The sequence below is a fragment of the Phycicoccus sp. DTK01 genome, from assembly GCF_017312765.1.
In the GTDB taxonomy this organism is placed as follows: domain Bacteria; phylum Actinomycetota; class Actinomycetes; order Actinomycetales; family Dermatophilaceae; genus Phycicoccus; species Phycicoccus jejuensis.
In genome coordinates this window covers 73,021-91,604 of sequence record NZ_BOPU01000006.1, presented here as the reverse complement: position 1 = coordinate 91,604, position 18,584 = coordinate 73,021, and the positions used below count along the sequence as shown (strand labels likewise).

Sequence of the window (18,584 nt, the reverse complement as noted above, 5' to 3'; positions counted from 1 at the left end):
CGTCCGGGCGCCCCGCGAGGCATCGGAGCCATCGACGCCGTCGCGCCCCGCCGGTAGCGTTCGGGGCCTCGGTGACCGCGACGTCGCCGTCATCGGGGGAAGGGACACCGGCGCGGCGCAGGCCGTCGTCTGGTGCAGATGCATCACGTCGGGTGGTGCACGGAGTTCTGGCGGGGCGACTCGGGGAGCGGGACGATGACATGACCGATGACAGGGAGCAGGACATGACACCGACGGCCGCGGCCGAGCCGCGCACCGGCACGGTCACCGTGGTCGTCGTCGACGACCACCTGCTGCTGGCCGACGCCGTGGCGACCGGCCTGCGGATGCGTGGTCGCACGACGGTGCTCGACGTCGCGGCCTCGTGTGCCGAGGGGCTCGCGGCGGTCGAGCGCCACCGCCCGGACGTCTGCCTCCTCGACCAGCGTCTGCCCGACGGCTTCGGCACCGACCTCATCCCCCGCCTCCTCGCCGCGAGCCCGGGCACCAAGGTCCTCCTCGTGACCGCCGACGACAGCGTCGACGTGCTGCACCAGGCCCTCGCCGCCGGCGCCGTGGGCATCGTCAACAAGGGCCAGCGGGCGGACGCCCTGCACGAGGCGGTGATGCGCGCGGCCGAGGGCATCACGATCCTCAGCGCCCGCGACGTCCAGCGGCTGCTGCCGTCGTCCGAGCGTGGTGGCCAGCAGCTGGGGGACGACCTGACCCCCCGTGAGCGCGACGTGCTGCGCCTGCTCGTCCAGGGTGTGTCGACGCGCGACATCGCGGCCCGGCTCTTCATCTCGTACGCGACGGCGCGCAACCACATCCAGTCGGTCATCGGCAAGCTCGGCGCCCACAACAAGCTCGAGGCCGTGACCATCGCCCTGCGCGAGAACATCGTGAGCGGGCCGTGAGCGCGTCGCGTGCCCACCGCCCCCTGCAGCGGGGTGTGCCGTGACGTCCACCGAGGTCGGGGTGCGGCGGGTGTTCCTCTGCGACGACCAGTTCGAGATGCGACAGGCGCTGACCGCGGTGATCACGGCGATCCCCGGTTTCGCCGTGGTCGGCGTGGGGGAGGACGGCGACCAGTGCCGCGAGGGGCTGCGGGCCGAGGACGTCGACGTGCTCGTCGTCGACGTCAGCATGCCCGGCGGTGGGGCGGAGCTCGTGGCGGCCGTGCGGGCGGAGCACCCCGACCTCGCGATCATCTCGTTCTCGGCGCACTCCGAGCCCGAGGTGCGTGAGGCGATGCTCGCCGCCGGGGCCGACGACTTCGTGCTCAAGACCGGCCGCCTCGCCCCGTTGCGCGAGGCGCTCCTGCGGCATTCGCCTGTCGTGGAATGAAATTGCCCGGGCGTCGCAGTTCGACATGACGTCGCGCCGGTCCGTGTGGCCCCCTAGCATGGGCGGCGACGGGGACGTCGAACGGTCCTCGGGTGGGGAGGGGCGGTGTCCGACGCATCGGACGGGGAGCACCGGCGAGGGCTGTCGGCGGCCCAGGCGCTCGAGCGGATCGTCGGGGGCGTGTTCTCGGTCGGCCCCGACGGCACGGTCCAGTACGTCAACGGGTCCATCCTCGCGATGCTCGGCGAGGAGGCCTCCGCGGTGGTGGGTCGCAACGTCTACGAGCTCTACCCCCAGGCACGCGACCCGGACTTCCTGCACTATCTCGAACGTGCCCTCGAGACCGGCGAGGTCGAGGAGTTCGAGGCGTTCGCCCCGCGGGTCGGGAGATGGCTGCGCCGCCGGCTCTACCCCACGACCGACGGCGTGACCGTCATCGTCGACGAGGGGCGTCCGGGTGACAGCGAGGACGTCCCGGACCCGCTGCGCGAGGCGCTCGGGCGGGCGCGCGCGGCCGAGCAGCGCTACCGCGACCTCCTCGACTCGATGGCCGAGGGCTGGAAGGAGACCACGCCGGCGGGAGACATCCTCGCCGTCAACGAGGCGCTCGCGACGATGCTCGGCTACGACGACGCCGCGGACCTCCTGGCCCGGGTCGGCAGCGCCAACGACCTGTACGTCGACCCCGAGGACCGGGTGCGGGGTCTGCGGAGCGAGTCGGGGGGCAAGCCGCGGATGATCGAGACGCAGATGCGCCGTCGCGACGGCGGGACGGTGTGGGTGCGCTCGACCCTCACGCCCCGTTACGGGCCGGCGGGCGACATCGGCAGCTTCCGGGGGTTCGTCGAGGACATCACCGAGCACCGCGACGCCGAGCGCCGACGGCGCGAGGCCGAGGAGCGGATCGAGGCCCGCGAGCGGATGCTCCTCGCCGAGGCGGTGCACGACGAGCCGCTGCAGCTCGTCGTCGCGGCGATCCTGCGGCTGGACGGCCTCCAGGCGCAGCTGCCTCCCGAGCTCGCCGAGCCCGTCGAGCACGTCGTCTCCCTCCTCGAGCAGACCATCGAGCGGCTGCGCAACCTCGTCGTCGCGCTCAGCCCGCCGGACCTGCGCGACGGCCTGGCGGCGTCCATCCGGGCGCTGGCCGAGGGACTCTTCATGGGCACGGCCACCGAGGTCGAGGTCGAGGGGCCCGTCCTCCTGCCGCTCGAGCCCGAGATCGAGACGGGGGCCTTCCGGGTCCTGCGCGAGGCGCTCGTCAACGTCCGCAAGCACGCCCGGGCCGACCGGGTGCTCGTCCGCCTCACCGAGTCGGGGGAGACCGTGGTGCTGGAGGTCGTCGACGACGGCGTCGGGGGAGCGAGGGCCAGCACCGAGCCCGGGCACCTCGGCATGACCTCGATGGTCGCCCGCGCCGAGAGCCTGGGCGGCAGCCTCACGGTCGACAGCCCGCCCGGCGGCGGGACCCGCGTCTCGCTCGTCGTGCCGGTCGGTGACCGCGCCTCGTAGTGCGACTGCATCAGTCAAGACAGGACGTCCGCCCCTGTCGGCTCCGGGGGCCCGCGCGCCACACTTGAGCCATGCCTCGGGGCCACGGCCTCCTTCCCCTGCAGGGGGCAGGCCCCCGGGACACGTGCACCAGGGCGTCCGGCCCCCTTTCCCCTGCATCGGGGCCGGCCTCCCGACCCGCACACCGCGAGAGCCCGGCCTCCTTCCCCCTGCACGGAGGCCGGGCTCTTCGCCGTCCCCCGGCCGGTGGGTTGCCCGGGGTGACGTGGACTGGCGCCGATGCATCACGTAGGTCCGGCCGTCCGCCCCTGTCGAACCCGGCTGCGCCGCAGGATGATTGTGGGCATGCCTCGGGGCTCCGGCCCCACCTCCTCCCCCGTCCCGGGGTCGGGGCCCCCGGGGCGGGCCGCGGGTGGTGCCACGAGTCGACCTCCGCGACGAGGGCACGAGGTGGTGACGCCGACCGCCCGGCCGGGGGTGACGAGCCACCCCCCCCGGCCGGAGCACCGGTCGGGCCGCAGCGGCGGCGTCACCACCTCCCACCCCTCACCTGCGGCCCCCGGGGCCCGGCCCGCGGGTCGGGCCCCGGCCGCGCGGGAGCACCACTCCGGACCGCCGGCCGGGTCGAGGTGAAACGCGACCGGCTGGTGGTCCCTTTTCACCTCGAACCGCGGTGCACGCAGCGGGGTCGAGGTGAAACCCGACCGGCTGATGGTCCTTCGTCACCTCGAACCGCGGTGCACGCAGCGGGGTCGAGGTGAAACCCGACCGGCTGACGGTCCCCTTTCACCTCGAAGCGCGGGCTGAACCAGCGGGGTCGAGGTATCCGGCCTCCCTCCCGAGGTGGCCGGACACCTCGACCCGTCCAGGCGGGGGCACCGGCTGGCCGCGATCCGTCCCTCGCACCCCCTGCCGGTCGCCCCAGCACCCGGAGCAACCGGGACGAGCGGCCGCCCACGACCGCTCGTCACGGTTGCGTCAGATGCGGGGGCGAACGACAGCGGCCGGACGACGCGTGCCGACCGGCTGGGCCGCCTCGTGACCGACGTCAGGAGCCGGGGCCCGCCTGGAGGTCGGCCAGCAGGTGCTGGTGCTCGCGCGTCGCCGGGTGCAGCGACGTGTAGGCGGCGTAGAGTTCGTCGTAGAGCCCCCGGTGCGTGGCGTCCGGCTCGACGACGCGGTCGAGGCTCGCCCAGTCGGCGTCCGGGGCCACGAGGCCGGCACCCTGCGCGGCCATCAGCGCGTCGCCGTAGGCCGCCCCGATGGTCTGTCGGGGCAGGTGCTGCGGGCGGCCGGTCACGTCGCTGACGACCCGGGTCCACAGGCCGCCCTGCGTGCCGCCGCCGACGGCCACGAGGCGCTCGACCGGGTTCTCGGGGGAGTCGAGCAGCTCGAGGATCTGCCGGATGCCGAAGGCGATGCCCTCGTACGCGGCGCGGAACAGGTGGCCGCGGCGGTGGCGCAGCGTGAGCCCGACGAGGACGCCACGGGCGCGGGTGTCGAAGATCGGGGTCCGCTCGCCGGCGAGGTAGGGCAGGAGCAGGAGCCCGTCGCTGCCCGGCGGGACGGCACCGGCCTCGCGTACGAGGTCCTCGAAGGGTGGTCCCCCGACGAGGTCGCGCACCCACGTCGTCAGGCTGCCGGAGGTCGACATCCCCGCCGCGAGCGAGAAGCCCGCAGGCGTGACACCCCGGGTGTTCCACAGCTGCGGGTGCGGGGCGGGGGAGCGCAGCTCCTGGACGAAGAACATCGTCGAGCCGTACATGAGCATGAGGTCGCCGGGTGCCCGGACGCCGGCGCCGTACGCCTCGGCCCACGCGTCGACCGTGCCCGCGCAGACGGGCGTGCCGACGGGCAGCCCGGTCTCGGCGGACGCGGCGGCGGTGACGGCGCCGACGACCTCGCCGGACCACGCGAGGGTGGGCGCGGCCAGGCCCGCCATCACCTCGTCGTACCAGTCGTGCGCCCAGTCGGCGGCGTGCAGGTCGTAGAGCGGCACCGACTGGCTGGCCGTGTGGTGGTCGAGGACGTACTCGCCGCTCAGCCGGAACGCGGCGTAGGAGCCGGCGCTGAACCAGCGCTCGGCCCTCGCCCACGCCTCGGGCTCGTGCCGCTGCACCCAGAGCGCCTTGGGCCCGACGGCCTGCGTGGTCAGCGGTGTGCCGCACCGCCGGAGGACCGCGTCCGCGCCGAGCCGCTCGTCGAGCTCGGCGATCTCGGCGGTCGCACGACCGTCGATGCCGTAGAGGATCGCCGGCCGGACGGGGGCGCCGTCGGCGGTCGTGAGGAGCAGGCACGGCCCGAGCCCGCTGACGCAGACCGCCGCCACCGGGCGCGCGGGGTCGACGAGCTCGCGGGAGATCGCGACGACGTCGGCCCACCACACCGCCTCGGCGTCCATCTCGGCGCGGTCCGGCCGCGGCATGACCATCGCGCCCTCGTGGGCGCGCACCGCGGTGGCGACGACCGTGCCGTCCGGGGTGGCGAGCACGCCCTTCGTGCTGCCGGTGCCGATGTCGATGCCCAGGACCAGCTCGTCCACGTCAGGTGCTCCCGTCGGTCGTGGTGGGCGCGGGCGGCCCGCTCGAGCCCCGCACGACGAGCGCGGGCGCGAAGAGGCGGTGCGGCTCGTGCGGGGTCTCGCCGCGGACGACCGCGAGGAGGAGGGTGAACGCCGCGACGCCCATCGCGTGGTGGGGGCGGGCGACCGTGGTCAGCGGCACGGCGAGCTGCGCGGCGAGCGGGATGTCGTCGTAGCCGACGACGGAGACGTCCTCGGGGACGCGGATGCCGTGCCGCTGGAGCTCCTGGAGGATGCCGACCGCGACGACGTCGACGGCGCACGCGACGGCGCCGGGGCGCTGCGCGGCGGGCATCGCCGCGATCGCCGCCCCGACCTCGCGGCCGCCCTCGACCGAGAGTGCGCACGGCAGGTCGACGAGGGTCGCGCCGGCCTCCGCGACGACCGCGCTGACGCCGTCGTGGCGGTCGCGGACGGGGATCGCGAGCGCAGGGTCGCCGGCGAAGGCGACGGCCCGGTGTCCGAGCCCGAGGAGGTGCTCGGCGGCGAGCCGGCCACCGAGCGTGTCGTCGACGCCGACGCTGACCGCCCCCTCGCGCGGGTCCATCCGGTCGAGGACGACGAGGGGGACACCGCCGGCCCGCACGCGGTGCAGCTGCGCGGAGAGCGGGTCGTGCGGCACGACGATGGCGCCGGCGACGCGGTGCTCGGAAAACACTGTGAGAGAGGCCTTCTCGCGCTCCAGACTGCGGGCGCTGTTGGCCATGAGGAGTGTCATCCCCGCCTCCGCGGCGGCGTCCTCGACCCCCCGGGCCATCTCGGCGAACGCAGGGTTCCAGGCGTCGAGGAGGAGGAGTCCGACGGTGCTGGAGTAGCCGGCCCGCAGCTGGCGGGCGGACTCGTCGCGGACGAAGCCGAGGCGCTCGATGGCCCGCTGCACGGCCTCGCGCCGGGGCTCGCTGACCCGCTCGGGGTGGTTGAGGACGTGCGAGACCGTGCCGACCGACACCCCGGCCGCGCGGGCCACGTCCTTGAGACCCACTCGTCGCGTCGTCACCCTCGACAGCTCCTGACCGTGATCCTTGACACGTTTCAGAAACGGACCCTACCATCGTCCGCACCTGCTTGAAACGATTCAAGCAGCCTCAGCGAAGAGGAGAACGCAATGGCGCGTGGTCGGATCATCCGAGGCGTGGTGCTGGCCGGGGCCGGCCTGTCGACCCTGCTCGTGGCGGCCTGTGGGTCCGGTGACAGCGGGGCGGGGTCGTCGTCCGGTGGCGGCGGTGGGGACGGGGCGAAGGTCGCCTTCCTCATGCCCGACACCGGCTCCACCCGGTACGAGCTGCACGACCGTCCCGGGTTCGAGAAGCGGCTCAAGGAGCTCTGCCCCTCGTGCCAGCCGCTGTACAACAACGCCGACGGCAGCGCGGACAAGCAGCAGCAGCAGTTCAACTCGGCCCTGGCCCAGGGCGCCAAGGTGGTCGTGCTCGACCCCGTCGACTCGGCGGCCGCGGCCTCGCTCGTCAACGCCGCGCACTCCAAGGGCGTCAAGGTCATCGCCTACGACCGCCCGATCCCGGACATCAAGGTCGACTTCTACGTCTCGTTCGACAACGAGAAGATCGGCAACGCGATCGCGACCTCGCTCCTCGAGAAGATCAAGCAGGACCCGGTCCCCTCCGGCTCCGGCCTGCTCGTCGTCAACGGGTCCCCGACCGACGCGGCCGCCGGCCTCATCAAGAAGGGCGTGCACTCGGCCGTCGACAGCAGCGGCATCCCGATCCTCGCCGAGTACGACACGATCGAGTGGAAGCCCGAGAACGCGCAGAAGTTCGTCAGCGGCCAGATCTCGCGGTTCGGCGACAAGATCATCGGCGTCGTCGCGGCCAACGACGGTACCGCGGGCGGCTCGATCGCCGCGTTCAAGGCGGCCGGGGTCAACCCCAACCCGCCGGTCAGCGGCAACGACGCCACCGTCGCCGGCCTGCAGCTCATCATCGCGGGCGACCAGTACAACACCATCAGCAAGCCGAGCGAGATCGTCGGCGGCGCCGCCGCCGAGGTGGCCGTCAAGCTGCTGAACAACGAGGCGCCCGAGACGACCGGGGACCTCTTCGGCTCCCCGTCGAAGCTCTACGACCCGACGCTCGTCACGGCCGAGAACCTCAAGGCCGAGATCGTCGACAAGCAGATCACCCCGGCCTCGGAGCTGTGCACCTCCGAGTACGCCGCCGCCTGCCAGAAGCTCGGCATCTCCTGAGCCCGGACCGCCGCCGGGGCGCACCCCGCCCCGGCGGCCGCCCGGCCGACCATCGGAGGACCTCGATGACCACGACCACCACCGCACCGCCGCTGCTCAGCCTGCGCGGCGTCACCAAGACCTTCGGCGCGGTCAACGCGCTGACCGACATCGACCTCGACGTCGCGCGCGGCGAGGTCGTCGCGCTCGTCGGCGACAACGGCGCCGGCAAGTCCACCCTCGTCAAGGTGCTCTCCGGCGTGCACGCGCCGGACGCCGGGACGATCTCGTTCGACGGCCGGCCCGTCACCGTCGCCGACCCCTCCGCCGCGATCGCCCTCGGCATCGCGACGGTCTTCCAGGACCTCGCCCTCTGCGAGAACCTCGACGTCGTCGGCAACCTCTTCCTCGGTCAGGAGCGCGGCCGGATGCGCCTCGACGAGGTCTCGATGGAGGTCCGCTCCTGGGAGCTGCTCCAGCAGCTCTCGGCGAAGATCCCGACCGTCCGCATCCCCATCGCGTCGCTCTCCGGCGGCCAGCGCCAGACCGTCGCCATCGCGCGCTCGCTGCTCGGCGACCCGCAGGTCATCATCCTCGACGAGCCGACCGCGGCCCTCGGCGTCGCGCAGACCGCCGAGGTCCTCGACCTCATCGAGCGGCTCCGGCAGAGAGGGCTCGGCGTCATCATGATCAGCCACAACATGGAGGACGTCCGCGCCGTCGCCGACCGCGTCGTCGTCCTGCGGCTCGGCCGCAACAACGGCAGCTTCGACGCGCGGTCGGTCTCGTCCGAGACGATCATCGCCGCCATCACCGGGGCCACCGACAACGTCGTCACGCGGCGTCGCGAGCGGGTCGGCGGCGGGTCCGCCGGAGCCGCCGCGGCGGCCGTCGACACCCCTGCCGACGAGGAGGTCGCCCGATGAGCACCGTCCAGCTCGACCGCGCCGACGAGCGCATCACCCACGACGCGACGACGGCCGGGCGCGCGCGAGCCGTCCTGCGCAACATCCGGTCCGGCGACCTCGGAGCGCTGCCCGTCGTCATCGGGCTCGTCATCATCGCCGTCATCTTCCAGAGCCTGAACTCGGTCTTCCTCTCGAGCGGCAACCTCGTCAATCTCATGCTCGACTCGGCCGCGGTCGGGGTCATCTCGCTCGGCATCGTCTGCGTGCTGCTCGTCGGCGAGATCGACCTGTCCGTCGGCTCGGTCAGCGGCTTCACGGCCGCGATCGTGGCGGTGCTCTTCGTCCGCCACGACTGGAACTGGGTGCTCGCGGTCGTCGTCGCGCTCGGCATCGCGGCCCTCATCGGGCTGGCGTACGGGCTGGCGCTCACCCGGTTCGGGATGCCCAGCTTCGTCGCCTCGCTCGCCGGGCTGCTCGCGTTCCTCGGCCTCCAGCTGGCGATCCTCGGCGACCAGGGCTCGGTCAACCTGCCCTTCGACTCCTTCCTCGTCACCTTCGCGCAGGTCGCGTTCGTGCCGCCGTGGCTCGCGTACGTGCTCGCCGCGCTCGGGCCCGTCGCGGTCCTCGCCAGCGGCTACGAGACGATGGTCCGCCGCCGGCGCGCCAACCTCTCCGCGACCTCGGTGCAGGTCCTCGTGGTCCGGTCGGTGGCCCTGCTCGTCGCGCTCGAGTTCGTCGTCTGGTACCTCAACCGCGAGCGGGGCGTCGGCTGGATGGTCGTCTTCTTCGTCGCGCTCGTGCTCCTGCTCAACTACGCGATCACGCGCACCGGCTGGGGCCGTTCGCTGCTCGCCGTCGGCGGCAACGTCGAGGCCGCGCGGCGCTCGGGCATCCCCGTCCGGCGGGTCTACCTCAGCGCGTTCGCGGTCTGCTCCTTCCTCGCCGCGCTCGGGGGCATCCTCGCCGCGGGCCGGCTCGCGTCGGCGAACCTCAGCAGCGGCACCGGCGACGTCAACCTCAACGCCATCGCGGCGGCGGTCATCGGTGGCACGAGCCTCTTCGGCGGCCGCGGCAGCGCGTGGTCGGCGCTGCTCGGTACGGTCGTCATCGCGGCCATCGCCAACGGCCTGACCCTGCTCAACCTCGACTCGTCCTACCGGTTCGTCATCACCGGCCTCGTCCTGGCCGTCGCGGTGGCGATCGACTCCCTCGCCCGGCGCTCCCGCGCCTCGCACGGCCGCGCATGAGCACCGCCGTGACCCCCGACGTCCCGTCCCAGGAGGACACCATGATGATCCGCGCGGCCGTGATGACCGGGCTCGGCCGGATCGAGGTGCAGGAGCGGCCCCAGCAGGAGCCCGGCCCGCACGAGGCGCTCGTCCGGCTGCGGGCCGTCGGGGTCTGCGGCTCGGACACCGCGTACTTCACGGTCGGCCGGATCGGCGACTGGGTGGTCGACGGCCCGATCGTCCTCGGCCACGAGGCCGCCGGCCAGGTGCTCGCCGTGGGGGAGGAGGTGACCGGCGTCGACGTCGGCGACCGCGTCGCCATCGAGCCGGGCACCCCCTGCCGCCAGTGCGGCGAGTGCATGGCCGGGCGATACCACCTCTGCCCGGACCTCGTCTTCCTCGCGACCCCGCCGTACGACGGGGCGCTCATGGAGACGATGGTCATCGACGCCCGCAACCTCCACCGCATCCCCGCGTCGATGTCGTACGAGGAGGGTGCGCTCGTCGAGCCGCTCTCGGTCGGCATCTGGGGGTGCAAGCGGGCCGGCCTCGAGCCCGGGGACGACGTGCTCGTCACCGGCGCCGGACCGGTCGGGCTGCTGGCCGGGGCCGTCGCGCTCGCCTTCGGGGCGCGGTCGGTGGCCGTCACCGACCCGAGCGAGTTCCGGCAGGGGATGGCGCGCGACCTCGGCCTCGCGGTCGACGACGGCACGGGCGGGCAGGACTTCGACGTCCTGCTCGAGTGCTCCGGCGCGAAGGGCGTTCTCGCGCAGGGGCTCCGGCGACTGCGGCCGGCCGGGCGGGCCGCGATGATCGGGATGCCCAAGGAGGAGCTCGTCGGGCTGCCTCTCTCGCAGCTCAACGTCAACGAGCTCTCGCTCAGCCTCGTCAACCGCTACAACCACACGTGGCCGCTGGCCATCGCCCTCGTCGCCTCGGGCCGGGTGAAGGTCGACTCCCTCGTGACGCACCACTTCTCGCTCGCCGAGACCGCCGACGCCCTGACGCTCGGCAGCCGCGTCACCGACTCGGTCAAGGCGGTCATCCACCCGGACCGCTGACCTTAAGGACGGCGACGGCGCCCTGCCGGTGAGGGGAGGGCGCCGTCGTCGTGTCGGCGGGCGGGTCCCTCAGCGAGCGGTGTCGGGCAGGGGCAGGTCGAGGAGGTGGTAGCCGAGCGTCTTGCCGTGACCGTCGAGCACCGTCGAGCCGGTCACGCCGCCCCCCAGCACCCCCGGCAGGACGAACACGAGGGCCGGCAGGTTCGGCATCACGGTGCGGCGCACGGCGTCAGCCTCGGTCATCCCGAAGTGCTCGCCCACGAGGGCCGCCGTGAGGTCGCGCACGAGGCGCTCGTGGGCGTCCGCGTCGCGGGGCACCACCGCGAGGATGAGGGTGTCGCCCTTGTCGCCGGCGCGGACGTCGGCCAGGTCGTCGACGGTGGTCACTTCGTCACCTCCACGCGCGTCCGCACCCGGTCGCGGGGGACGAGGCACGAGCGGATGGTCACCATGGGCTGCGCCTCGCGCCGCGCCCCGCCGCCACCGGCCGGACCGTTGGTGTACAGCGACTCGACCTCCCGGCCGACCGCGTGCGCGGAACGGGCGTCGGGCACGTGGCCGGAGACCCGGAGCCGGACCTCGGAGCCGGCGTCCGGCGCGGACAGGCCGCGGAAGGCGGCACCGGCCCCCACGAGCTCGACCGTGAGGTCGTCCTCCGCGAGGTCGTGGACGGCGGTGAGCCGCTCGAGCACGACGTCGGCCGCGAGGCGGGCCCGCTCGAGCGCGCGAGGGCCCGCGTAGGAGATCTGGCCCTCGCCGAGCCACCCGTCGCGGAAGCCCAGCGTCACCTTGAGGTCGTCGGGGCGGGCGCGGCCGCCGGCACCGGTCAGCGCGACGGCGTCGGCGCCGACCTCGGCGAACGAGACCCCCGAGAAGTCGGCGACGACGTCCGGGGTGACGTAGGCGGTGGGGTCGCCCACCTCGTAGAGCAGCTGCTCGGTGCACGTCCTCCGGTCGAGGCGGCCGCCGCTCCCCGCGGGCTTGCCGAAGCGGGCGTCGCCGTCGGCCGTGACGTCGGCGAACGGGAACCCGAGCCGCGCGAGCCCCGGCACCGGCTTGGTCGCGGGGTCGGCGAAGTACCCGCCGGTCAGCTGGCCGGCGCACTCGAGCAGGTGGCCGACCGCGGTCCCCGCGCCCAGTCGCTCCCAGTCGTCGGCGGCCCAGCCGAAGTGGTGCACGAGCGGGCCGACGTAGAGGGACGGGTCGGCCAGCCGCCCGGTGACGATGACGTCGGCCCCCGTCCCGAGCGCCTCCACCACTCCTTCGTGACCGAGGTAGGCATTGGCCGAGATGAGCTCGGCTCCCGTGCGCGACAGGGGTTCTCCGGTCTCCCAGAGCACCGGGTCGAGCTCGCGGACGAGCTCGAGCACGTCGTCGCCCAGCACGGCGGCCACCCGCGCGCGCAGGCCGAGGCGGTGCGCCGTGCGGGCCGCGAGCTCGGCCGCGGCCGGGGCGTTGGCGGCGCCCGAGTTGGTGATGATCGTCGTCCCGGCCGCTGCCGCGGGGGCCAGCGTGGCCTCCAGCCGTTCCTCCCACAGGGGGTCGTGGCCGGCCGAGGGGTCCTCGAGCCGCCGGGCCTGGGCCGCCGCCACGGTGCGCTCGCCGAGGCACTCGAACACGATGGCGTCGAGGTCGCCCTGCCGCACCAGCTCGACCGCGGGGTCGATCCGGTCGCCCGCGAAGCCGGCGCCGGCGCCGAGGCGCAGGGTGGGGGTCAGGCCCACAGGGGCACCGCCCCGGTGACGACGGCGACGGCGAGCATGACGAGGCTGACGAGCCAGGCCCACGTGAGGAGGTGGCGGATGTGGCTGCCGATCTGCACCCCGCCGAGGCCGACGAGGAGGAAGAAGGAGCCGGTGAGCGGGCTGATCGGGAAGCCGGTGGTCTCCTCGCCGAGGAGCGAGGCCCGGGCGATCGCCTCGCCCGAGACGCCGAACTGCTCGCCGACGCCGATGAGGACCGGCATCACCCCGAAGTAGTAGGCGTCCGGGCCGAAGAGCAGGCTCAGCGGGACCCCGAGCACGCCGACGAGGAGGGGGAGGCCCGGCGCGAGACCGCCGGGGATGAGCGAGGCCGCGCTCGTGGCCATCGCGTCGATCATGCCCGTGCCCTCGAGGATGCCGAGGAAGACACCGGCGGCCAGCAGCGTCGTGGCCATGAGCATCGCGCCCGTGGCGTGCGCCTCGATCCGCTCGGTCTGCCGGCGCAGGCCGGGGTAGTTGACGACGAGCGCGACGACGACACCGGCCAGGAAGCAGACCTCGGGCGGTGCGATGCCGCTCACGAGGGCCGCGACGACGAGCACGGTCAGCCCGACGTCGAACCAGAACAGGCGCGGGCGGCGCAGGTCCTCCTCGGCGGCGGCGTCGTCGGGCGCCTGGTCGGTGGGTCGGTCGGAGCGCTCGCGGTCACCGGCCGCGGCGCCCTCGTCCCGACCGGTCGGGCCCGCGGGGCCGTCCGCGGTGCGGGCGCCGACGGCCAGCGGGGTCCGCTGCTCGGCGGCGGCGGCCTCGGTGTCGACCCCGACCGTCGTGACGTCCTCCGTGGCGAGCCGACGCGCCTCGCGGCGGCCGAGCCACCACGCGATGACGACGACGGCGACCATGCCGGTCAGCTGCGCGGGGATGAGGGGCACCCAGAGCTCGTTGGCGTCGACCTCGACGGTCGTCGCGGCGCGCGCCGTCGGGCCACCCCACGGCAGGAGGTTCATGACCCCGGCGCCCAGGCCGACGCAGGTGGTCAGCACGAGCCGGCTCATGCCGAGGCGGTCGAAGAGGGGGAGCATCGCGGGGATGGTGATGAGGAACGTCGTCGCGCCGGCGCCGTCGAGGTGGGCAGCCATCGCGAGCACCGCGGTGCCGACGCACACGGTGACCGGGGCGCTGCCGGCGAAGCGGACGATGCGGGCGATGATCGGGTCGAACATGCCGGCGTCGCGCATCAGGCCGAAGTAGACGATGGCGAAGACGAACATCGTCGTCGTCCCGACGACGCCGCCGAGGCCGTCCTTGACGAAGCCGCCGATCTCGTCGGGGCCGAAGCCCGCGGCGAGGGCGGCGGCGAGGGGGACCCCGGCGAGGGCGACGACCGCTGCGACCCGGTTGGTCAGCAGGAGGGCGAGGATGACCGCGACGGTGAGGTATCCGAGCAGGGAGAGCATCTGAGGCCTTTCTCGAGTGCTGCCCGAGGCTCTCAACCACCGACGTTGCCCGTCCAGCACCAATGCGGCATACATTGATGCGCTGTGAGCATCAACATCGGGATCCGGCACCTGCGGGCCGTCATCGCCGTCGCCGACCACGGCACGTACACGGCGGCGGCGCAGGCCCTCGGGGTGGCGCAGTCGTCGCTCTCGCGCGCCGTCATCGAGGCCGAGCGGCGGGTCGGGGTCCGGCTGTTCGAGCGGACGACCCGACGCGTCGAGCCGACGGTCGACGGGCGCGAGCTCGTCGAGGTGGCGCGGCGCCTCGTCGCGGAGTTCGACGCCACCCTCGCCCACGTCGAGGGCTACGTCGCCGGTACGCGCGGGGCCGTGAGCGTGGCCGCGCTGCCGTCGATCGCGGCGACCCTGCTGCCACCCGTCCTCGCCGCGTTCCGACGGCCGCGGCCGGACGTGTCGGTCGTCGTCCGGGACGGGCTCTCGGGTGAGGTGCTGTCCATGCTCGTCCACGGCGAGGTCGACCTCGGGCTCACGGTCGCCCGGGAGCTGCCCCCGGAGCTCGTCGCGCGGACGGTCGCCGAGGACGGGTTCGCCGTGGCCGTGCCGGAGGGCCACGAGCTGGCGGAGGCGGCGGAGGTGCCGTGGTCGGCGCTCGACGGGCGGCCGCTCGTCGCGTTCGACCGGACCTCGTCCATCCGCGGCCACACCGACGCGGCCTACGCCCGGGTCGGGATCCGCCCGGGGCCGCTCACCGAGGCCCGCAACGTGGGCGCGGTCGCCGGCCTCGCCGGGGGAGGGCTCGGGGTGGCCGTGGTCCCCGGGCTGGTCCTGCCGCTCGTCGCCTTCGCCGGTCTCGTGTGGCGGCCGTTGGTCGAGCCGGTCGTCCGCCGGGAGGTCCGCCTCGTCCGGCACCGCGACCGTCCGTTGTCGCGCACGGCGCGAGAGCTGATGGCGGCGCTGGCCCGGGCCTCGACGGGCGAGGTCGTGCTCCCCCCGCTCGTGTCCTGGTCCGACCCGGCCGACCCGGCGGAGACGGCGACGGCGCCCTCCCGGTGAGGGGGAGGGCGCCGTCGTCGTGCCGTGGTGGCGGTGGTCAGTCGCGCTCGAGCGCGCCGACGAGGCGCCACGCGGCGGGCAGGGCGCCGGCCGCGAGCAGCGCCTTGAGCGCGTCACCGAGGAGGAAGGGCACGACACCGACGGCGACCGCGGTCGCGAGCGACATCCCGGTCGAGAGCGAGAGCCACGTGACACCGAAGGCGTAGATGGTCAGCGAGGACGCGACGGCCGCGAGCAGCTGGCGCGGCACCGAGCGGTCGTGGCCGCGACGGGCCGCGAGCCCGGCGACGGCGGCCGCGGCGAGGAAGCCGACGAGGTAGCCGCCGGTCGCGCCGACCACGACGTGCGCCCCGTGCGAGCCGTCGGTGAAGACCGGCAGGCCGACGACCCCGAGGACGAGGTAGAGGGCCATGCTCGCGACCGCGCGGCCGGGGCCGAGCGCCGCGCCGACGAGGAGGACCGCGAAGGTCTGCCCGGTCACCGGCACGGGGGAGCCCGGCACGGGGATCGCCACCTGGGCGGCGAGCGCGGTGAGCAGCGCCCCGAGGCCGACGGTGACCCCGGTGCGGGTCAGCGCGCGGGGCAGGACGGCCTCCGCGAGGACGGGGCGGATCGGGGTGGCGAGGGCGGTCATCGGGTCTCCGTGTCTCGAGGGGCGGGGCTGCCCCCATCCTGCCGACCCCGGCGCGCGGCGGCGCAGCGGGGTGACCAGTGAGACACCCGGACCCGTCGGCATCCGCCGCGTTCGAGGTGAAAGACGACCTTCTGGTGGTCGGGTTTCACCTCGACCCGCGGCGGCCGCGGTCAGACCGGGCGCTCGAAGGTGACGAGCAGCCCCTCGACCCCGCCGGGGCCCATCCGGCCCTTGACGTCGGCGCTCGTGATGGCCTTGAGCTGCCAGCCCTGGCCCGCGTGCTCGTTGAGGACCTTCTCGAGGCGGTCGCCGGACATCTTGCCGCCGATCATCTTCTCGCGGAGCTCGACGACCTTGTACTGGTACGGCACGGTGCATCCCTTCGTCGCGGACGGACGCCTCCGACCGTAGCGGCGCGGGTGCCTCTCCGCCCAGACCCGGGTCAGCCCCGACGTATCACCGAGGGCGGTCCGCCCCTCCTCCCGCCGACGGCACCCGTCGTCGGTGGGAAGGAGCGGACATGCCCGGTTGGTACGTACACCTCGAGGCGGCGCACGACACCGCCCGGCTGCTGCGGGACGGCACCGTCCCACCCGGGTTCGCGGTCAGCGAGCCGGAGGCGAGGGTCATCGGCGAGCACTGCCACACCTGGCGCAACTACCTCGCGCTCGGCGCCCTCGGCCCCGACCTCTTCTACCTGCTGCCCGACTTCAAGGACACGACCGGCCAGGTCATCCGGCAGGTCGTGCAGTGGGCTCTCGACGTGTGGGAGGTCGTCGACGCGGAGTTCGTCGCGAAGTGGGAGAAGTGGATCGACCCGATCTCGACGAACAACGCGCAGCTCGCGTCGCAGCTGACCGGCGGGCTGTCGACGCAGCTGGCCCAGGTGCTCGACGAGCTGACGTCGGCGATCATGTCCGCCTTCAAGGGGCTGCTCGCGGAGATGGGTGACTGGTTCGGCGTGCTGACCTCCGGTGTGCCGCAGGGCTACGGCGACGACGCCTTCTACTGGTCGGACATGTTCCACTACCGGCGGACCTACCAGTTCCCGTTCGTCCTCTTCTCGCAGGCGCAGGCGGCGCTCGCGGCCGCGACCACCGACGACGAGCGCAAGGACGCGCAGGCGCGCATCGCCTTCGCCGTCGGCTGGATGTCCCACTGCGCCACCGACGTCACCGGCCACCCCTTCACGAACGCGAAGTCCGGCGGGCCCTACCGCGACCATTGGCAGCGCCACCACCTCGTCGAGAACCACATGGACTCCGAGAACTACGACGCGCGCCACCCCGGCCCGCTCTACGGCGAGTACGGCACGTCGGCGCTGCACTTCCGCGTCGCCTTCCGCCACCGCGACGACGCGCCCTACGACGGTCGCGACGACGCCCCCGCCTACGACCACTGGGCCGGGCTGCCCGCATACGACGACGGCGACGGACCGACGGCCACCGCCGCCCGGCGCGCCTTCTTCGACCTCGACAGCGGGCCGTTGCCGGGCCACCTCGTCGAGGGCCTCCTCGATGCGATGCACGAGGTCTACGGCGCCGACGGCCCGCACATCCTCCTGCAGGACCCGCCCTTCTCGGCGACCGACCCCGGCACCGGGCAGCCCGACGGGCGCCCCAACGAGGCCGCGATGAACCAGATGTGGGAGATCGTCTACCGCTACCTCAAGATGACCGGCAGCGACGCGATCAGCCTGCGCCTGCCGCCGCCCCCGTCGGTCTTCACCGACCACTCGTTCCCCACGCCGCCCGGCGGCGGGGGCTCCGGCATCGACGACGACCCCAGCCGTGGCGCCGACGTGGACGACGACGACTCGTTCAGCCTGCTCGACCTCCTGCTCGCCCTGTTCGCGTGGGCGGTGTACCTCGCGCAGGTGGTGCTCTGGCTGGCGACGATCCTGCCGAGCCTCATCGTCGACGTCACGACGTTCCCGGCGCGCGAGGTCGTCTACTGGGCGGTCATCGTCCCGGCCTGGAACCTCTACCTGCTCGCCCGGCGCGCCCTCGTGATGTCTGGCTTCGCGATGCCCAAGCCCGCCGAGGTCAACACGGGCCTGACGACCCTCGGGCGTCAGGGGACGTACGACATCGCCTCCGCCCTCGACGCGCCGTTCGGCCTGCCGACCGCGCCGCCGCCGGTCACCGAGCCGTCCGGCCGGCTGACCTCGCACTCGACGCACGCGCTCGACCACGCCTACCCGCGCGGCATCGTGCGCGACCTCCCGTCCGCGATCGGTAGGCCCGACCTCGCCGGCGCCCTCGGGCTCACGTCGCCGCTGCGGTACGCGGCGGACGCCCCCGGTGACGAGCTCAAGCCCTCGGAGTGGGTGGCGCCGTGGCGCTACCCGCTGCGCAACCAGGCGGGAGCCGGTGTGGCGCAGGAGGGTCCGGCCACGCACGTCGGCCCCTACGTCGTCGGCTCCGACTCGACCGTCCTGCTCTCCGGCCTCACCGGGGACGACGGGGCCCGGGCGGACCTCGAGGCGGCGTCGAGCCCGGAGGAGACGGCCGCCGTGCTCGACGTCCGGCTCCCGCAGGACGAGCACCTCGGCGGACCGGTCGACTACGGCCTCTACCTCGTCGGCCGGATGGCCGCCGAGAGCGGCGAGCCGGAGCTCTCGGTGCCCGACTTCAACCTCGACTCCGACCGCGGCTACGCCTGGCACTGCTGGGACTGGAACCGCTCGACGGTGCCCTGCGTGCCCGACATCACGCCGGTCGGCAGTGAGGACTACGGCTACCGGATGCCGTGCACGTCGCCGCAGCTCTTCCACGCCGACCACGACTGCCCGACGCACCCGGGCCGCTGGTACGTCGAGACGCACGACCTCGACGTGCACTACCTCCCCGGCGCCGGGCCCCGGCGCTGCGGGAAGCCGTCCGAGCACGAGCCCGTGACCGACCTCGAGTGGCAGCGCCACCTCGGCGAGGAGCGATGA

The 18,584-nt window shown here is 74.0% G+C and carries 16 protein-coding genes; 9 read left to right on the top strand and 7 right to left on the bottom strand.

From position 1 onward, the window contains the following. Positions 1–200: 200 nt before the first annotated feature. From J3473_RS13885 to J3473_RS13875, 3 genes are all read left to right on the top strand, one after another. Positions 201–896 carry a response regulator transcription factor gene (locus J3473_RS13885; protein ID WP_084696794.1) on the top strand — a complete coding sequence of 232 codons (696 nt, stop codon included), beginning with the start codon at positions 201–203 and terminating at the stop codon, positions 894–896. 40 nt (positions 897–936) lie between these two features. Next, a complete protein-coding gene (locus J3473_RS13880) occupies positions 937–1,326 on the top strand; it encodes a response regulator transcription factor (RefSeq protein WP_207024322.1) in 390 nt (129 codons plus the stop codon). 105 nt (positions 1,327–1,431) lie between these two features. After that, positions 1,432–2,835 (top strand): PAS domain S-box protein, encoded by a 1,404-nt coding sequence (locus J3473_RS13875; protein ID WP_207024320.1) that lies wholly within the window; start codon positions 1,432–1,434, stop codon positions 2,833–2,835. Between the two features lie 1,048 nt (positions 2,836–3,883). Here the strand turns inward: J3473_RS13875 and J3473_RS13870 are convergent. Next, positions 3,884–5,377 carry an FGGY-family carbohydrate kinase gene (locus J3473_RS13870; RefSeq protein WP_242525875.1) on the bottom strand — a complete coding sequence of 498 codons (1,494 nt, stop codon included), beginning with the start codon at positions 5,375–5,377 and terminating at the stop codon, positions 3,884–3,886. 1 nt (position 5,378) lies between these two features. Beyond that, entirely contained in the window at positions 5,379–6,413 is a 1,035-nt protein-coding gene (locus J3473_RS13865) for a LacI family DNA-binding transcriptional regulator (protein ID WP_207024318.1), read from the bottom strand. A 135-nt stretch (positions 6,414–6,548) separates the two neighbouring features. Here J3473_RS13865 and J3473_RS13860 point away from each other — a divergent pair, with 135 nt between their 5' ends. From J3473_RS13860 to J3473_RS13845, 4 genes are all read left to right on the top strand, one after another. Next, positions 6,549–7,616: a sugar ABC transporter substrate-binding protein gene (locus tag J3473_RS13860; protein ID WP_242525874.1), complete on the top strand. Its 1,068-nt coding sequence runs from the start codon at positions 6,549–6,551 to the stop codon at positions 7,614–7,616. Between the two features lie 65 nt (positions 7,617–7,681). Next, positions 7,682–8,521, top strand: a complete 840-nt coding sequence (locus J3473_RS13855) for an ATP-binding cassette domain-containing protein (RefSeq protein WP_207024314.1) — start codon at positions 7,682–7,684, stop codon at positions 8,519–8,521. Further along, positions 8,518–9,750, top strand: a complete 1,233-nt coding sequence (locus J3473_RS13850; RefSeq protein WP_207024312.1) for a sugar ABC transporter permease — start codon at positions 8,518–8,520, stop codon at positions 9,748–9,750. The genes J3473_RS13855 and J3473_RS13850 overlap by 4 nt, the downstream gene beginning before the upstream one ends. Continuing rightward, positions 9,747–10,793 carry an NAD(P)-dependent alcohol dehydrogenase gene (locus tag J3473_RS13845; RefSeq protein WP_242525873.1) on the top strand — a complete coding sequence of 349 codons (1,047 nt, stop codon included), beginning with the start codon at positions 9,747–9,749 and terminating at the stop codon, positions 10,791–10,793. The genes J3473_RS13850 and J3473_RS13845 overlap by 4 nt, the downstream gene beginning before the upstream one ends. A 69-nt stretch (positions 10,794–10,862) precedes the next feature. Here J3473_RS13845 and J3473_RS13840 read toward each other — a convergent pair whose 3' ends face one another. Genes J3473_RS13840 through J3473_RS13830 form a run of 3 tightly spaced genes read right to left on the bottom strand, consistent with a single transcriptional unit; the run spans position 10,863 to position 13,953 of the window. Beyond that, a complete protein-coding gene (locus J3473_RS13840; protein WP_207024310.1) occupies positions 10,863–11,180 on the bottom strand; it encodes a hypothetical protein in 318 nt (105 codons plus the stop codon). Further along, positions 11,177–12,517, bottom strand: coding sequence for an acyclic terpene utilization AtuA family protein (locus J3473_RS13835; protein ID WP_242525872.1), 1,341 nt, complete (start codon positions 12,515–12,517; stop codon positions 11,177–11,179). The genes J3473_RS13840 and J3473_RS13835 overlap by 4 nt, the downstream gene beginning before the upstream one ends. Further along, positions 12,508–13,953, bottom strand: a complete 1,446-nt coding sequence (locus J3473_RS13830) for a CitMHS family transporter (RefSeq protein ID WP_207024307.1) — start codon at positions 13,951–13,953, stop codon at positions 12,508–12,510. The genes J3473_RS13835 and J3473_RS13830 overlap by 10 nt, the downstream gene beginning before the upstream one ends. 84 nt (positions 13,954–14,037) lie before the next feature. Between J3473_RS13830 and J3473_RS13825 the strand changes: the two genes are divergently transcribed. Continuing rightward, positions 14,038–15,009, top strand: coding sequence for a LysR family transcriptional regulator (locus tag J3473_RS13825; RefSeq protein ID WP_207024306.1), 972 nt, complete (start codon positions 14,038–14,040; stop codon positions 15,007–15,009). A gap of 37 nt (positions 15,010–15,046) precedes the next feature. Here J3473_RS13825 and J3473_RS13820 read toward each other — a convergent pair whose 3' ends face one another. Next, positions 15,047–15,643, bottom strand: coding sequence for a biotin transporter BioY (locus J3473_RS13820; protein ID WP_207024304.1), 597 nt, complete (start codon positions 15,641–15,643; stop codon positions 15,047–15,049). A 170-nt stretch (positions 15,644–15,813) separates the two neighbouring features. Then, positions 15,814–16,014, bottom strand: coding sequence for a DUF4177 domain-containing protein (locus J3473_RS13815; protein ID WP_207024302.1), 201 nt, complete (start codon positions 16,012–16,014; stop codon positions 15,814–15,816). A gap of 149 nt (positions 16,015–16,163) precedes the next feature. Here J3473_RS13815 and J3473_RS13810 point away from each other — a divergent pair, with 149 nt between their 5' ends. After that, the gene (locus tag J3473_RS13810; RefSeq protein WP_207024300.1) at positions 16,164–18,584 is read left to right on the top strand and encodes a zinc dependent phospholipase C family protein; all 2,421 of its coding nucleotides are present in this window, start codon (positions 16,164–16,166) and stop codon (positions 18,582–18,584) included.

What these genes read in the sequence shown, in the direction of transcription:
- J3473_RS13850 (WP_207024312.1), top strand. Translation starts at nt 8,518, where the DNA reads ATGAGCACCGTCCAGCTCGACCGCGCCGACGAGCGCATCACCCACGAC.
- J3473_RS13820 (WP_207024304.1), bottom strand. Translation starts at nt 15,643, where the DNA reads ATGACCGCCCTCGCCACCCCGATCCGCCCCGTCCTCGCGGAGGCCGTC.
- J3473_RS13830 (WP_207024307.1), bottom strand. Translation starts at nt 13,953, where the DNA reads ATGCTCTCCCTGCTCGGATACCTCACCGTCGCGGTCATCCTCGCCCTC.
- J3473_RS13855 (WP_207024314.1), top strand. Translation starts at nt 7,682, where the DNA reads ATGACCACGACCACCACCGCACCGCCGCTGCTCAGCCTGCGCGGCGTC.
- J3473_RS13845 (WP_242525873.1), top strand. Translation starts at nt 9,747, where the DNA reads ATGAGCACCGCCGTGACCCCCGACGTCCCGTCCCAGGAGGACACCATG.
- J3473_RS13810 (WP_207024300.1), top strand. Translation starts at nt 16,164, where the DNA reads ATGCCCGGTTGGTACGTACACCTCGAGGCGGCGCACGACACCGCCCGG.
- J3473_RS13885 (WP_084696794.1), top strand. Translation starts at nt 201, where the DNA reads ATGACCGATGACAGGGAGCAGGACATGACACCGACGGCCGCGGCCGAG.